The organism is Nocardia sp. NPDC051756 (assembly GCF_040681495.1).
Taxonomy (GTDB): Bacteria; Actinomycetota; Actinomycetes; order Mycobacteriales; family Mycobacteriaceae; genus Nocardia.
In genome coordinates, this window is sequence record NZ_JBFAYV010000003.1 from 1 (window position 1) to 14,720 (window position 14,720).

Consider the following 14,720-nt stretch of genomic DNA (forward strand, 5'->3'; position numbering starts at 1 on the left):
TCTCCCCCACCCCCCCGATTCCCCCACCCCGCCACCCCCGCAATGTGGGGGGCCCCCCCCGCTTTCCCCCCCGGGGGGGGGGGGCGCGCCCGCGGCGCCCCCCCCACACCTGTTTTCCGCCCGGGCCGGATGTCGTACCCCGGCGCGATACTGAGCGGGTGGTGACAGCTGATGACGTGCGACGGATCGCGATGAGCCTGCCGCGAACGACCGAGGCGCTGGTCCGGGACCGGGTGAAATACCGGATCGGCCGGATCGTCTACCTGGCCCTGTCCCCGGACGAAACCCGCATGGGCTTCGCCTTTCCCAAGGCCGAGCGGGTGGCGCTGGTCGAGGCCGAGCCGGACAAGTTCATGATGCCGAGGCCGTCGGACGAGCGGTACAACTGGGTTCGGGTGCGGCTGGCGGCCATCGATGAGGCAGAGCTGACCGAGTTGATCGTCGAGGCGTGGCGGATGTGCGTGCCGAAGCGGGTGGCCGCCGAGCACCTCGGCTAGTCGCGCCAGACCTGCTGCGCGACGCGGGAGAAGTTGCCGCCGAACACGGCCGCTCGGTCCTCCGGGCCGAATCCACGCCGCGCCAGCACCTCGTCGAGGCCGGGCACCTGGCTCGTCCCGAGCAGGTCCTCCGGCGGAACCCATTGCAGCGGGCCCCATTTGGTGTACGACTCGGGGAACAGCTCCGGGTGGTCCGCGAGCATGCCATTGAAGTCCTCGGCGTCGAACGAGTAGTCCGAACCGATCCCGATGTGCTCGATGCCGACCAGCTCCGCACCGTATTCGACGTGATCGGCCATGGCCTCGACCCGCGCGGCGGCATCGTTGATTCCGTTGTGGCCCAGGAAGATCCCCACCCCGTTGAGTCCGACCACTCCGCCGGTGGCGGCACAGGCCTTCGCCTGTTCGTCGGTGATATTGCGCGGATGCTCCCACAGCGCGGCGAAATTGGAATGGCTGTAGATCATCGGCACCCGCGTGTGCGTGGCCAGATCGAGCCCGGTGCGCCGGGAACAGTGCGATCCGTCGACGAACATGCCGACCTCGTTGAGCGTGCGCACCAGATCCCGGCCGAAGGCGGTGAGCCCGGTGTCGTCGGCGTCGAGGCAGCCGCAACCCGCCTTGTTGGCGCTGTTGTAGGTCGGCAGCATCGAGCGAACGCCCAACTCGTAGAACAACTCCACGTTGTCCAGGTCGCCGCCGAGCGGGCCCGAGTCTTCCAAATCGAAGGCCAGCGCGATGGTTTCCGGATCGCCGATCTCGGAATGGCTGTGCACCAAACGAAATCGCCCGTCGGCGAGCGCGCCCGCCCGGTACTGCCGGATCAGCTTCAGCGAATCCTCGGTCGAATGCGGCGAATACCCGACATTCACCGACAAATAGGACCCGAGTGGATAGCGCGCGAGGTCCGCGATCCGCGCCGACGGCACCAACGGCAGACAGCAGTGCTGGTCCCACAGAAACGACGGCAAGCAAACCTCCTGGTCGGATCGGCCTCGAACCCGCGATCCTACTGAGCCGAGTCGCGTTCCGCCGTAACGACGTATCCCATTCGCCCGATTCACCAAGTGCTTCATTCTTACTGCCAGAAGGCGGTGCGGCATGCGTCGCGTAATTGTTCTCATTGCTTCCGTCGTCACCCTGATCGGCTTGTGGATCATTCCCGGACCGGCCGCGGCGACGCCCTCGTATTGCGGATTGGTATGGGGTTCGTTCGATAAGACGAGCAAGCCCATGACCGCCGGGCCGATCACCGGTATCCGGTCAGGCGAGCACGAATGCTTCGATCGGCTGGTGTTCGATGTCGCCGGGTCGGCCGCGGGCTATCGGGTCTGGTACGTCGACTCGGTGGCGATGGACGGGTCGGGTGCGCCGGTGCCGCTGCGCGGCGGCGCGTTCCTGAACGTCGTCGTCTACGCGCCCGCGTACAACGACGCGGGCCAGGCCACCTACCAGCCGGGGAACCGCGGCGAACTGGTCGACGTCGGCGGATATCAGACCTTCCGCCAGGTCGCCTGGGCCGGCTCGTTCGAGGGCCAGACCACGGTCGGCCTCGGCGTGCGCGGCCGGCTGCCGATGCGCGTGTTCACCCTCGACGGACCGGGCACCGGATCGCGGGTCGTGGTGGACGTCGCGCACTACTGGTAACCCCCACGCCCTGATTTGCGCTGGTCGGCAACAATGTGGGCATGAGTGGCGTTGAGCAGAATGTGACCGACCCTTACCTCTGGCTCGAAGAAGTGACCGACGAGCGGGCGCTCGACTGGGCCCGCGCGCACAACAGCGTGGTCGTCGAGCGCTTCGCCGCCTCCGACCGGTTCCGCGAGCTCGAACACCGCATTCTGGACATGCTCGACACCGACACCAAGATCGCCTACCCCGGGCGGCGCGGCAGCTGGCTCTACAACTTCTGGCGCGATGCCGAGCATCCGCGCGGGCTGTGGCGGCGCACCACGTTCGCCGAGTACGCGAAGGAATCCCCCGACTGGGACGTGCTGATCGATCTGGACGCGCTGGCCACCGCCGAGGACGAGAACTGGGTGTGGGGCGGCGCGGCGGTGCTGCGCCCGGACCAGTCGCGCACGCTGATCAGCCTGTCCCGCGGCGGCGCGGACGCCAAGGTGGTGCGCGAGTTCGACATGGCGACAAGGGAATTCATCGATCCGGCGGACGGCGGGTTCTTCCTGCCGGAGGCGAAGTCCGAGATCCGCTGGATCGACATCGATGCGGTGTACCTCGGCACCGACTTCGGCCCCGGCTCGCTGACCGACTCCGGCTACCCGCGCATCGCCAAGCGCTGGCAGCGCGGCACCGAATTGGCCGACGCGGTCACCGTATTCGAGGGCGAGGCCGGTGACGTCGCGGTCTCGGCGGGCTACGACCGGACCCCCGGCTACGAGCGGCACTACATCGGCCGCGCCACCGACTTCTTCAACGAAGAGGTCTACCTGCTCGAAACCGACGGCACGCTACGGCATTTGGACGTGCCGACCGATGCCAGCGAGTCCTGGTACAAGGATTGGCTGCTGGTCCGGCTGAAGTCGCCGTGGGAGGTCGGCGGCCACGCCTACCCGGCGGGCGCGCTGCTGGCCATCGACTTCGAGAAGTTTCTCTCCGGCGCACGGGAATTCGAGGTGATCTTCACCCCGGACGCGCACACCTCGCTGCACGGTTACGGCTGGACCGAGAACCACCTGCTGCTGATCACGCTGGAAGACGTGCAGACCAAGCTCTACGTGGTGACCCCGGGCGCGGACGGCTGGCAGCGGGAATCGCTGACCGACACCCCGCCGATGGCCACCACCAGCGTGATGAACCTCGACCCGCTCGAGGGCGGCGACGAATTCATGCTCACCACCAGCGGATTCACCACGCCCGCCACGCTGCTGTCCAGCTCGGTCGGCGGCGACACCGAGCAGCTCAAGCAGGAACCCGGCTTCTTCGACGCCGACGGCATCGAGACCGAGCAGTTCTTCGCCACCTCCGACGACGGAACGCAGGTGCCGTACTTCGTGATCCGGCATCGCGACCGCAAGGGCACGCCCGGCCCGACGGTGATGTCCGGCTACGGCGGCTTCGAGGTCTCGCGCACGCCCGCCTACAGCGGCGCGTCCGGGATGGGCTGGCTGGAGCGCGGCGGCACCTGGGTGATGACCAACATCCGCGGCGGTGGCGAATACGGCCCGCAGTGGCACACCTCGGTGCAGAAGGCCAACCGGCACAAGGTGTACGAGGACTTCGCCGCGATCGCGAAAGACCTGGTCACCCGCGGCATCACCACCGCCGATCAACTCGGCGCGGTGGGCGGCAGCAACGGCGGCCTGCTCATGGGCGTAATGCTGACCCGCTACCCGGAACTGTTCGGCGCGATCGTCTGCCAGGTGCCGCTGCTGGACATGAAGCGCTACCACCTGCTGCTGGCCGGCGCCTCCTGGATCGCCGAGTACGGCGACCCGGACAAGCCGCAGGAGTGGGACTACATCAGCAAGTACTCGCCGTATCAGAACGCGAAGGCCGACGTCGCCTACCCGCCGATCCTGCTCACCACCTCCACCCGCGACGACCGCGTGCATCCCGGCCACGCCCGCAAGATGGCCGCGCTGCTGGAGGAGCAGGGTCACGAGTTCTGGTACCACGAGAACATCGAGGGCGGCCACGGCGGCGCGGCGGACAACAAGCAGTCGGCGTTCCAGGCGGGCCTGATCTACGAGTTCTTCACCCAGATGCTGATCGAACGGCGCGGATAACCGCTGGTTCCGGGGTTCCGGGCCTACGGTGTAGATATCGTCTACGTCGTAGACCTGGACCCGGGAGGAGAGCCGTCGTGGATTCCGACAACGCCGTCGAGGTGACGCGCGCCCGGCGCGCCCGGCGCGCTGGTCCGGCACCGACGACGCGCACCACGTTGAACCGCGACTATATCGCCGCGGTCGCGCTGACCCTCATCGATCGGACCGGTGTCGACGGATTTTCCATGCGCAAACTCGGCGGCGCGCTCGGCGCCGACCCGATGGCCGCCTACCGGCACTTCACCGATCAGCAGGAGCTCTTCGACGGCATCGCCGCCGCGATGTTCGCCGAGCTGGACATGGAATCCCTGCCGTGGCAGGAACCTTGGCGTGATCTGATGCGCGCCTACGCGTATCGGCTGCGGTCCACCTTGCGCAAGCACCCGAATGCGGTGCCGGTCTTCGCGACTCGTCAGGTGCGCAGCGAGCTGGCCGTCGAGACCGGCAGCTGGATGGTGGAACACCTTCAGGGCGCGGGCTTTTCGGCGACGGTCGCGGCGCAGCTGACCCGCTGCCTGCGCGAGTACGCGATCGGGCACATCCTCGGCCAGGCCATCGCCGCGGTGGCGGCGCAGCGCACCGAGCAACCCGAACAGCCCACCGGCACCGATCATTTCGACATCGGACTGGACGCGATGCTGGACGGCTTCAGCCGCCACCTCGACCTCGGCCGGTCCGGCTAGCGGTCGCGCAGCCACTTCTCGATCTGGTCGAGGGTAGTGCCGGGCTCGCGGATCCAGCCGTTGTGCCCCAACGGTTCCGGCTGATGCCAGGTGGTGATGTCGGCCTTGGGCAGCTTGGCCAGCAGGTGGTCGGCGGAGCCGGGCGGGGTCAGGTCGTCGGCGGTCATGGTGATGGACAGGACGGGCAGCTTGAGCCGGGAAATCCGCTCCTCGTAGTCGATGTCCGCGCCGACCGGCTGGAAGCGGCCGGTGCGGGCCAGCCGGGCCCAGTCCGCGATCAGCACCTTGGACTGACGGCCGAAGCCGCCCGCCGGGATCCGGTCGCCGGGCCAGAAACCGGCCAGGCTGGCGGTCAGCGACGCGGCCGCGGTGCCGACCAGGATGCCCGGGCTCGAAAGTCCCGGGTAGCCACGGTAATACGGCGTTCCGGAGGCGACCAGGATCAGCCCGCCGAGCCGGCCGCGGATCCGCGCGGCGTACATGACCGAGAACTGGCCGCCCATGCTGTGCCCGAGCAGATACGGCGTGCTGGCCGGGAACCGGTCGCGCACCACCTCGAAGATCGCCGGGAAGTCGACCGAGACCAGCTCGTGGTAGCCGAAGGTGCTGGCGGCGCTGGGTTTCGGCGTGCTGTCGCCGTTGCCGCGCAGCTCGCCGATCGCCACATCGAACCCGCGCGCCGCCAATTTTCCGGCGAACAGCTCGTAGTACCCCGCGGGTACGCCGAGCCCCGGCACCATGACCACCACCGGGCGCGGCGCATCCGGGGTGACCGGATGCCGATGCGCGCCGCCGGCCGGGATCAGCCGCACCGGAACCGTGCTGCCGTCGGGCATTTGGATCGGAACCGTCTCCATCCTGGGCACGCTACCGTTCGCCCGCGTACCGCGCCCCGGCCGCTCGGTGGTTACGCCCCGACCGCCCCCATGATCACCCTGCTCAGCACCCGGATCACCTCGTCGAGCGGCGGCCGCGGGTCCGATCCGCTCCAGGAATCCACCACGTAGTTGACCGCGCCGATCACCGCGAGCACGCGCATCTCGTAGTCGCCGGTCGGGATCTCGCCCTGCATGGCCGCGTCCTCCGCGACCCCGGTCAGCAGCGAACCCCACACCCGGCGCAGTTCGAGCCGGAACTTCTCCACCTTCGGCCCCGCACCGACCACCTCGACCAGGGCGACGCGCGCCTTGCGCGGATCCGACCCGATGGCCTCGACGTAGGCGCGCACGGAGGCGTCGATGATCTCGAGCACGCTCGCCTCGGCCTTGCTTTCCAGGGCCTTGGCGACCGCGTCGCGCGACTCGCGATCGATCTGCTCGTAGAGCTCTAGTAGTAGGGACTCGCGGCCGGTGAACTCCTCGTAGAACTGTCGTGAGGAGAGTCCGGCGTCCTTACAGATGGCGCCGACCGAACTATTGGCGTAACCGTCGCGCGCGAAGACCGTCAGGCCCGATTCCAGAAAACGCGCACGCCGCTGACGTTGCCGGTCCTCGACGGGTTGCCCGGCATACATTCGACCCGTATTCGCATCCTGTGACATTGGGCCAGACAATACAGAAGCCCGAGAAGCGCCTGACATGGATCGGCGCCTTGGTATCAACCCGCAACTGACCTGGCGTTTGCCGAAAGTTGGCAGAGTTGTTACGGACTCGGTGAACGCCCAATCAGCGTTAGCCGCATCGCGCTGACCGAAGGTTCGTATGGTCGACCGATAGGGGGCAGAACCGTCACGAGTTACGGTTCATACCCGGCGAATCCATTGTCACTGACAGTTTGCCGAAACGGACGATACCGACTGACAGTACTGCCGGTACGCGATTTTGACGGGAATTCGTAGAATAATTTTCAACCGAACTGGACCGCTGGTTACGTCTGATTCGTCCTGTCCGCCAACGGAGTTCGCGGACGGCGGACCAGTGGGCGAATAGGTCGCCGAATAAAGGACATAGACCGCCGTCTGCCTACTTCTTTGGCGCAGTGGGGGTTTCGGGCCGAACGGCGTCGTAGAGCTCCGCGCAGCGGGTGAGCAGTTGCTCGAGCGTGGCCCGTTCGGCATCGGTGAATCCGTCCGCCACCGCCTGCTCCACCCGGACCGCGCGGGCGTCGGCGTCCTTCATCACGACGGTACCCGCCTCGGTGAGACGGGTTTCGAGGATGTTCTTGTGCCAGGCGTGCGGGGTGCGCTCGATGAGACCGCGCTCCTGCAGGTTGGTCAGCAGCGCGTTCATCGTCGGCGGCGTCACACCGCAGAGGCGGGCCAGCGCGGCGGCCGAGATGCCGGGGTTCTCGTCGAGGAACAGCAGGGCCGCGTACTGCGGAACGGTGACGCCCGCCGGCTTCAGCGCGGCGTGCTTCGCCGTTTGCAGCGCCTGCTCGGCGCGCTTCACGTACGAGCCGACGCGCTCGGAGGAGTGCAAGGACGTCATTACCGCATGGTATCTGCCCGATCGAAGGTAAGACTATTGACTGATGTTAGAACTCTAATCTATCTTCGTATCCATTCTTAGCTGTGAATACGTCTGAGTGATAGACCCGATGAGAGGCACGACCATGTTCCACGCACCGCGCCGCCGCATGGCGACCATCGCCATTGCATTGACCTGCACCGCCGCCGCGGCCTGCGGCACCACCGAGACCACCGCACAACCCGCTCCGGCCGCGCAGTCCGTGCGGATCAGCACCGCCTACGACCTGCCGGGCGAGGGCGTCTACCCCGAAGGCATCGCCGCGGATCCGCGGACCGGCGACACCTACGTCGGCTCGTACGCCACCGGGGCGGTCTACCGGGCGACGCCGGGGACCAAGCAAGCCGAGGTGTTCCTGCCGGCCGGCGCCGATGGCCGCAAAACCGCCAACGGCCTACGGGCCGATCGGGCGGGACGGCTGTGGGTGACCGACTCGACCGCCGGAGTTGCGGTGTACGACATCGCAACTCGCGCCTTGATCGCCCGATTCGAGGTGCCGGGGCCAGGGCCGCGCTTCGTCAACGACATCGCCATCACGCCGGACGGCACCGCGTACCTGACCGACTCCAGCCGCAGTGTCGTCTACCGCGTCACCGCCGCGCAGGTGGCCGACGCCGCGGCGCATGGCGGACGGGCCGATCTGGCCACGGCTTTCGATCTGACCCCGGTGGTCGCGCCGCACGCGGCCGACGCCTTCACGCTGAACGGCATCGTGGCCGATGCCGCCGGTCGCTACCTGCTGGTCGTCGACATGAACGCGGGCGAGCTGTTCCGCATCGCCCTCACCCCGAACGCCGCCGACCCGATCCGCAAGGTAAACCTGAACGGCGGCAACCTGATTCACGGCGACGGACTGGAACTGCGGGACAACACCCTGTGGGTAGTGCAGAACACCGACAACGCCATCGCCCGCTGGAGCATCGTCGACGACGGCGCCGGCGCGACCATGGATCAACGCATCATCGACGAATCCCTGGGTCTGCCAACCACTTCGGTGCACAGCAACAACCAGAACCTGGTCGTCGCTTCACAATTCGACAAGGGCGGGCCGATGGGTCCGGGCACCCCGAAGCCGTTCACCATCGTCGCCGTCGACGGCATCTGAGCGCCGTTCCCGAACTCGACTTGTAGATAGGTTAGCCTAACCTGTACGGTCGGAATCGAAGCACGCGGAAGGGACTCCGCAGACAGCCGAAAGCCGGTCCACCCGAGGGTGGACCGGCTTTCGGTGTCTAACAGTGTTGCCGGGTGGCTGGACTCAGAAGTCCATGCCGCCCATGCCACCGGTCGGGTCGCCGGCAGGCGCGGCGGACTTCTCCGGCTTGTCGGCGACGACGGCCTCGGTGGTGAGGAACAGAGCCGCGATGGACGCCGCGTTCTGCAGCGCGGAGCGGGTGACCTTCACCGGGTCGGCGACACCGGCCGCAAGCAGGTCCTCGTACACGCCGGTGTCGGCGTTGAGGCCGTGGCCCGCGGGCAGGTTGGACACCTTCTCGGCGACAACGCCCGGCTCGAGGCCGGCGTTGAAGGCGATCTGCTTCAGCGGAGCCGACAGCGCGACGCGCACGATGTTGGCACCGGTCGCCTCGTCACCCTCGAGCTTCAGGTCGTCCAGGGCGGGCGCCGACTGCAGCAGCGCAACGCCACCACCGGCGACGATGCCCTCTTCGACGGCAGCCTTCGCGTTACGCACGGCATCTTCGATGCGGTGCTTGCGCTCCTTGAGCTCGACCTCGGTCGCGGCACCGGCCTTGATCACCGCAACGCCGCCGGCCAGCTTGGCCAGCCGCTCCTGCAGCTTCTCCCGGTCGTAGTCCGAGTCCGAGTTCTCGATCTCGGCCCGGATCTGCTGCACGCGGCCCTTGATGGCCTCCGCGTCGCCCGCGCCCTCGACGATGGTGGTCTCGTCCTTGGTGATGACGACCTTGCGCGCCTGGCCGAGCAGCTCGATGCCGGCGGTCTCCAGGGAGAGGCCGACCTCTTCGCTGACGACCTCGCCACCGGTGAGGATGGCGATGTCGGCGAGCTGCGCCTTGCGGCGGTCACCGAAGCCCGGGGCCTTGACGGCGACGGACTTGAAGGTGCCACGGATCTTGTTGACCACCAGGGTGGACAGGGCTTCGCCCTCGATGTCCTCGGCGATGATCAGCAGCGGCTTGCCGGCCTGGATGACCTTCTCCAGCAGCGGCAGCAGGTCCTTGACGGTCGAGATCTTCGAGCCGACCAGCAGGATGTACGGATCCTCGAGGACCGCTTCCTGACGCTCCGGGTCGGTGACGAAGTAACCCGAGATGTAGCCCTTGTCGAAGCGCATGCCCTCGGTCAGCTCCAGCTGGAGCCCGAAGGTGTTGCTCTCCTCGACGGTGATGACGCCTTCCTTGCCGACCTTGTCCATGGCCTCGGCGATGAGCTCACCGATGGACGAGTCGCCGGCGGAGATACCAGCGGTAGCAGCGATCTGCTCCTTGGTGTCGATCTCCTTGGCGGTGTCGAGCAGCTTGGCGGTGACGGCCTCGACGGCCTTCTCGATGCCGCGCTTCAGGCCGAGGGGGTTCGCGCCGGCCGCGACGTTGCGCAGGCCCTCGCGCACGAGCGCCTGGGCGAGCACGGTGGCGGTGGTGGTGCCGTCGCCCGCGACGTCGTCCGTCTTCTTGGCGACTTCCTTGACCAGCTCGGCGCCGATCTTCTCGTACGGGTCCTCCAGCTCGATCTCCTTGGCGATGGAAACACCATCGTTGGTGATCGTGGGGGCGCCCCACTTCTTCTCCAGAACGACGTTGCGACCCTTCGGGCCCAACGTCACCTTTACCGCGTCGGCGAGGGCGTTCAGACCCCGCTCGAGACCGCGGCGGGCCTCTTCGTCGAACGCAATCATCTTGGCCATTGCGAGGTGATCCTCCAAGTAATGAGGCTGACACGCAGGACGACCGCTCGTCGGATCGCCCCATTAACGCTGGCCAGGCTCGGTGCCCGCGACGGACGACCAGGGGTGTCGATGGTACCCGGTCTCACCGTCCCGACCTGGCACTCACGGGTAGAGAGTGCCAAAGCCATTTCTAGCACTCGACCGTGCCGAGTGCAAGGTCGGGTGCCTAGGCCCGATCGTCGACGCGCAGTACCAACGCGACGAACGCGTCGGTCCGGCGTTCCTCCGGGGAACGGGGCTCGCCGCCCTCCACGGTCACCAGCTCGGCATCGTGCAACAACAACTCCGCTTCGACCCGCATGATCGCCCGAATAAATGGGGGCGCCACCTCGGGGGGAAGGTCGCCGTTGACGACGTAGCTGCCGTCCGGCTGTGACTCCGTGGACACATAAGAAAGCGCACGCAGCAGATCGGCGCGTCGTTCCCCCGCGATTAGGTCGGAATCCGTTTCATCCGCCATTGCTATAGCTTAGCGGGCAACCATCGAGGGTAGGTTCCGGAGGGGAAATCATGATCATCTCCGGCATCCTCGGCGAAGGGGGACGGCAGTGCACGAACTGCCCTTCGGCTCGCTCTACCGGCACGACTTCGCCCGGGTGGCGGTGGCCGTGCCGCGGGTGCGGGTCGCCGACCCGGCCTACAACGTCGAGCAGACACTGCTGCTCGCCCGGCAGGCGGCGGCCGACTCGGTCGTCCTGACCGTGTTCCCTGAGCTGGGACTTTCCTGCTACACCGCCGACGACCTGTTCCATCAGGACGCGCTGGACGACGCGGTGCAGGCGGCGCTGGCGCAGGTGGTGGCGGCGAGCGCCGACATCGATACGGTGCTGGTGGTCGGCGCGCCGGTACGAACCCAGGGCCGGCTGTTCAACTGCGCTATCGCGGTCTGCCGGGGCGTGGTGCTCGGGGCGGTGCCGAAGAGCTATCTGCCGAACTATCGGGAGTTCTACGAGAAGCGCCAGTTCGCGGCGGCCAGGGAGAACCTCGAAACGCACGTCACGATCGCCGGGCAACGGGTGCCGTTCGGCGCCGACCTGCTGTTCACCGCGAGCAATCTCGACGGGTTCGTGTTCCATCTGGAGATCTGCGAGGACGGGTGGGTTCCGTTGCCGCCCAGCGGTTATGCCGCGCTCGCGGGGGCAACGGTGCTGGTCAACCTGTCGGCGAGCAATATCGTCATCGGCAAGGCCGACTATCGCCGGGCGCTGTGCACGTCGCATTCGGCGCGCTACCTGGCCGCCTACCTGTATTCGGCTGCGGGACACGGGGAATCGACCACGGACCTGGCCTGGGACGGGCAGGCGCTGGTCTGCGAGAACGGCGATCTGCTCGCCGAGGGCGAACGCTTCGCCGACCATCCGCAACTGGTCACCGCGGACCTGGATCTGCGCCGGCTGGCCGCGGATCGGCTGCGCACCACCAGCTTTGCTGACAATGTGCACGACCACCGGGATCGGCTCACCCGGCTGCGCCGGATCGAGGTGGAGTTGCCGATTCCGGCGGGCGTGGTCGATCTTCGACGCGACATCGAGCGCTTCCCTTACGTACCCGCCGATTCCGCGGTGCGCAACGAGCGTTGCGCCGAGGTGCGCCACATCCAGGTGGAGGGACTGAGCACCCGGATGCGGGCCACCGGGATCGAGCGGGTGGTCATCGGGGTTTCCGGCGGGCTGGATTCCACGCTGGCGCTGATCGTCGCGGCCGAGACGATGGACCGGCTCGGGCTGCCGCGCGCAAATGTGCTGGCGTACACCATGCCTGGGTTCGCGACCAGCACCCGGACCCGCACCGACGCGCACCGGCTGATGGACGCGCTCGGAGTGACCGCGCGGGAAATCGACATCCGCCCGTCGGCCACCCAGATGCTGCGCGACCTCGGGCACCCGGCCGCCGACGGCGCGCCGCAGTATGACATCACCTACGAGAACGTGCAGGCGGGCGAGCGCACCTCGCACCTGTTCCGGCTGGCCAACCAGCACAACGCGCTCGTCATCGGCACCGGCGATCTCAGCGAACTCGCCTTGGGCTGGTGCACTTTCGGCGTCGGCGACCACATGGCGCACTACAGCGTGAACGCGTCGGTGCCGAAGACGTTGATCAAGTATCTGATCGCCTGGTCGGTGGAGACCGCGCAGTTCGGGCCGGCGGCGGGCGAGGTGCTGGCGTCGATCCTGCGCACCGAGATCTCGCCGGAGTTGGTGCCGGACACCGATTCGTCCGCGCCGAGCCAGAGTTCCGAGGCCACCGTCGGCCCGTATGAACTCCAGGATTTCCACCTCTACTATCTGCTGCGTTTCGGCTACCTCCCCAGTCGCATCGCGTATCTGGCCAGGCACGCGTGGTCGGACCCGAGCCGCGGGCAATGGCCGGAACTGATTCCCACAGACCAGCGCAACGCCTACGACCTCGCCACGATCAAGCACTGGCTGGCGGAGTTCCTGCGCCGGTTCATCCAGACCAGCCAGTTCAAACGCTCGACGCTGCCCAACGCGCCGAAGGTGGGTTCCGGCGGCTCGCTCTCGCCGCGCGGTGACTGGCGCGCGCCGAGCGACGCGTCGGCCGCGGCCTGGCTGGACGAGCTCGCCCGCAACGTGCCGCAGGACTGACCCGGCTGTCCGCCAAGGCAATCCGACTCGCTCGACGCGGGCAGGTTGGATCTGCTGATCTGACGCAGCCGGACGCAGTCCGTCCGCAGACCGCGCACGGCCGGAGCGAATGCGGAGGTTCCGCCTATGGTGATCTGGTGAGTGAAGCACCCGGCTGGAACGCCATCGACGACGCGCTGCGGCCGTTGTACGGCGATCTCGAACCTTTCCATTGGGCCACCGATCACCGCTGGTCACTCGGCGGGCCCGACCCGCTCGACGGGATCAGCGCGTACTCACGCACCGAGCCGGTACCGCACTGGCACTACATCAGTTACGGCATGACCGAGCTGTACGAGAAGGATTGGGACAACCCCGACGAGTCCGGCTGGGGCTTCGAGCTCACCTTCCGGCTCGTTCGCCGGCCCACCGACACCGAGCCGCCGGTGTGGCCGGTGAACTTCCTGCAGAATCTCGCCCGCTATGTCTTCCAGTCCGGCAAGTGGTTCGAGCCGGGGCACACCATCAAGTCGAACGGGCCGATCGCGGCCGACCGGCCGAACTGCACCATCCAGGCAGTCGGCTTCACCGTCGACCCGGAACTCGGCACCATCGAAACTCCGCACGGGAGTATGCGATTCCTGCAACTCGTCGGGCTGACCATGCTCGAGTACCGAGCGGCGCAGGGCGGAAAGACGTTGGCGTTACTGGCAGAACTGGCGCCGCAGTTGCCGCTGTACGTCACCGATATCGAGCGCGCGTCACTGGTCTCCGAGCCGAAACCCCAAGCGCAGTGGCCGCGTTGGGGCGGCGGGCTGCGCGGACGCGCCTAGATTTCAGGCGGCCCGTGGCAGGTCGAGCGGACGCTGCTCGTCCTGCCGTCCGGTCGTCGGGGCGCGCAGCATCCGCCGCCTGCGCATCCGGGCGGCGTTGGCCGCGCGAAATCCGTAGCGCGCGCGGCGAATCCGTCCGCGAACGGAGATCAACCGCGCACGCATCACTGCTGGTCGGCGACGAACGCGGCGAGCAGTTCGACGATGTGCGCCTCGGTCTTCGCCTTGTCCATGCCGAGCCCGGTGAGCAGGCCCGCGCCGTTCTCCTGCTCGAGCAGTGCGAGCAGGATGTGCTCGGTGCCGACGTAGTTGTGGCCCAGGCGAAGTGCTTCGCGGAAGGTCAATTCCAGGACCTTCTTGGCCTCCGGATCGAACGGGATGAGCGGGGGCACATCGCCTTCGCCGGCGGGCAGCGCGGCGATCGCGGCCGCGCGCACCGCGTCCAGGGTGATGCCTCTGGTGAGGATCTCCTTCGCGCCGATGCCGTTGGGTTCGGCCAGCAGGCCGAGCACCAGGTGCGGGGTCTTGATCTCCCGATGGTTCGTGGTGCGCGCGGATTCCTGTGCGGCCACGATGACCGAACGGGCCCGGTCGGTGAACCGGGCGAACCCCGCGTTGGGATCCATCACGGCGGCTTGGGCCACATCGCCGGGCCCCTTCGGCACGAAACGCTTCTGCGCGGCCTGCTTGGTGACGCCCATGCTGGAGCCGATGTCGGTCCACGAGGCGCCGGCCCGGCGGGCCTGGTCGACGAAGTGGCCGATCAGATGATCGGCCAGTTCGCCGAGGTGATTTCCGGTGACCACTGCGTCGGACAGCTGGTCGAGCACGTTGTCGGGGCGGGCCTTCTTGATGCCGTCGATCAGATCGTCGAGGCGGTAGGGAATCGTCATGCGTCAACGATAGGTTGACGATTTTCCTTCGTCAACCCCGAGTTGACGCC

General features: G+C 67.5%; 15 protein-coding genes. 7 read left to right on the forward strand and 8 right to left on the reverse strand.

The genetic code is table 11. The annotated features are described in order from the left end of the window. Positions 1-158: 158 nt before the first annotated feature. The gene (locus tag AB0M22_RS11595; protein ID WP_364724161.1) at positions 159-497 is read left to right on the forward strand and encodes an MmcQ/YjbR family DNA-binding protein; all 339 of its coding nucleotides are present in this window, start codon (positions 159-161) and stop codon (positions 495-497) included. On the opposite strand, the gene AB0M22_RS11600 is transcribed toward AB0M22_RS11595, so the two are convergent. Further along, the gene (locus AB0M22_RS11600; RefSeq protein ID WP_364724164.1) at positions 494-1,468 is read right to left on the reverse strand and encodes a membrane dipeptidase; all 975 of its coding nucleotides are present in this window, start codon (positions 1,466-1,468) and stop codon (positions 494-496) included. The genes AB0M22_RS11595 and AB0M22_RS11600 overlap by 4 nt on opposite strands. Positions 1,469-1,598: 130 nt before the next feature. On the opposite strand from AB0M22_RS11600, the gene AB0M22_RS11605 reads away from it, so the two are divergent. From AB0M22_RS11605 to AB0M22_RS11615, 3 genes are all read left to right on the forward strand, one after another. Next, positions 1,599-2,144: a hypothetical protein gene (locus AB0M22_RS11605; protein ID WP_364724166.1), complete on the forward strand. Its 546-nt coding sequence runs from the start codon at positions 1,599-1,601 to the stop codon at positions 2,142-2,144. A 41-nt stretch (positions 2,145-2,185) separates the two neighbouring features. Beyond that, positions 2,186-4,243 carry a prolyl oligopeptidase family serine peptidase gene (locus AB0M22_RS11610; protein ID WP_364724169.1) on the forward strand — a complete coding sequence of 686 codons (2,058 nt, stop codon included), beginning with the start codon at positions 2,186-2,188 and terminating at the stop codon, positions 4,241-4,243. Positions 4,244-4,320: 77 nt separating this feature from the next. Next, entirely contained in the window at positions 4,321-4,968 is a 648-nt protein-coding gene (locus AB0M22_RS11615) for a TetR/AcrR family transcriptional regulator C-terminal domain-containing protein (protein WP_364724171.1), read from the forward strand. Here the strand turns inward: AB0M22_RS11615 and AB0M22_RS11620 are convergent. The 3 genes from AB0M22_RS11620 to AB0M22_RS11630 form a co-directional block, all read right to left on the reverse strand. After that, entirely contained in the window at positions 4,965-5,825 is an 861-nt protein-coding gene (locus tag AB0M22_RS11620) for an alpha/beta fold hydrolase (RefSeq protein WP_364724174.1), read from the reverse strand. The two genes, AB0M22_RS11615 and AB0M22_RS11620, sit on opposite strands and share 4 nt — an antisense overlap. Before the next feature lie 50 nt (positions 5,826-5,875). After that, a complete protein-coding gene (locus tag AB0M22_RS11625; protein ID WP_364724177.1) occupies positions 5,876-6,508 on the reverse strand; it encodes a TetR/AcrR family transcriptional regulator in 633 nt (210 codons plus the stop codon). 421 nt (positions 6,509-6,929) lie between these two features. Then, positions 6,930-7,394 carry a MarR family transcriptional regulator gene (locus AB0M22_RS11630; RefSeq protein ID WP_364724179.1) on the reverse strand — a complete coding sequence of 155 codons (465 nt, stop codon included), beginning with the start codon at positions 7,392-7,394 and terminating at the stop codon, positions 6,930-6,932. Positions 7,395-7,503: 109 nt separating this feature from the next. Between AB0M22_RS11630 and AB0M22_RS11635 the strand changes: the two genes are divergently transcribed. Continuing rightward, entirely contained in the window at positions 7,504-8,538 is a 1,035-nt protein-coding gene (locus AB0M22_RS11635; protein ID WP_364724181.1) for a superoxide dismutase, read from the forward strand. Between the two features lie 153 nt (positions 8,539-8,691). Here AB0M22_RS11635 and groL read toward each other — a convergent pair whose 3' ends face one another. Next, the gene (gene groL, locus AB0M22_RS11640) at positions 8,692-10,317 is read right to left on the reverse strand and encodes a chaperonin GroEL (RefSeq protein WP_364724184.1); all 1,626 of its coding nucleotides are present in this window, start codon (positions 10,315-10,317) and stop codon (positions 8,692-8,694) included. 208 nt (positions 10,318-10,525) lie between these two features. Next, entirely contained in the window at positions 10,526-10,819 is a 294-nt protein-coding gene (locus AB0M22_RS11645) for a hypothetical protein (RefSeq protein ID WP_107659693.1), read from the reverse strand. 88 nt (positions 10,820-10,907) lie between these two features. On the opposite strand from AB0M22_RS11645, the gene AB0M22_RS11650 reads away from it, so the two are divergent. Both AB0M22_RS11650 and AB0M22_RS11655 read left to right on the forward strand, forming a co-directional pair. After that, entirely contained in the window at positions 10,908-12,965 is a 2,058-nt protein-coding gene (locus AB0M22_RS11650) for an NAD(+) synthase (RefSeq protein ID WP_364724188.1), read from the forward strand. A gap of 137 nt (positions 12,966-13,102) precedes the next feature. Next, a complete protein-coding gene (locus AB0M22_RS11655; protein WP_364724191.1) occupies positions 13,103-13,777 on the forward strand; it encodes a suppressor of fused domain protein in 675 nt (224 codons plus the stop codon). Positions 13,778-13,780: 3 nt separating this feature from the next. Here the strand turns inward: AB0M22_RS11655 and AB0M22_RS11660 are convergent, their stop codons facing one another. Then, entirely contained in the window at positions 13,781-13,942 is a 162-nt protein-coding gene (locus AB0M22_RS11660) for a hypothetical protein (protein ID WP_364724193.1), read from the reverse strand. After that, the gene (locus AB0M22_RS11665) at positions 13,942-14,670 is read right to left on the reverse strand and encodes a Clp protease N-terminal domain-containing protein (protein WP_364724196.1); all 729 of its coding nucleotides are present in this window, start codon (positions 14,668-14,670) and stop codon (positions 13,942-13,944) included. The genes AB0M22_RS11660 and AB0M22_RS11665 overlap by 1 nt, the downstream gene beginning before the upstream one ends. Between the last annotated feature and the right edge of the window lie 50 nt (positions 14,671-14,720).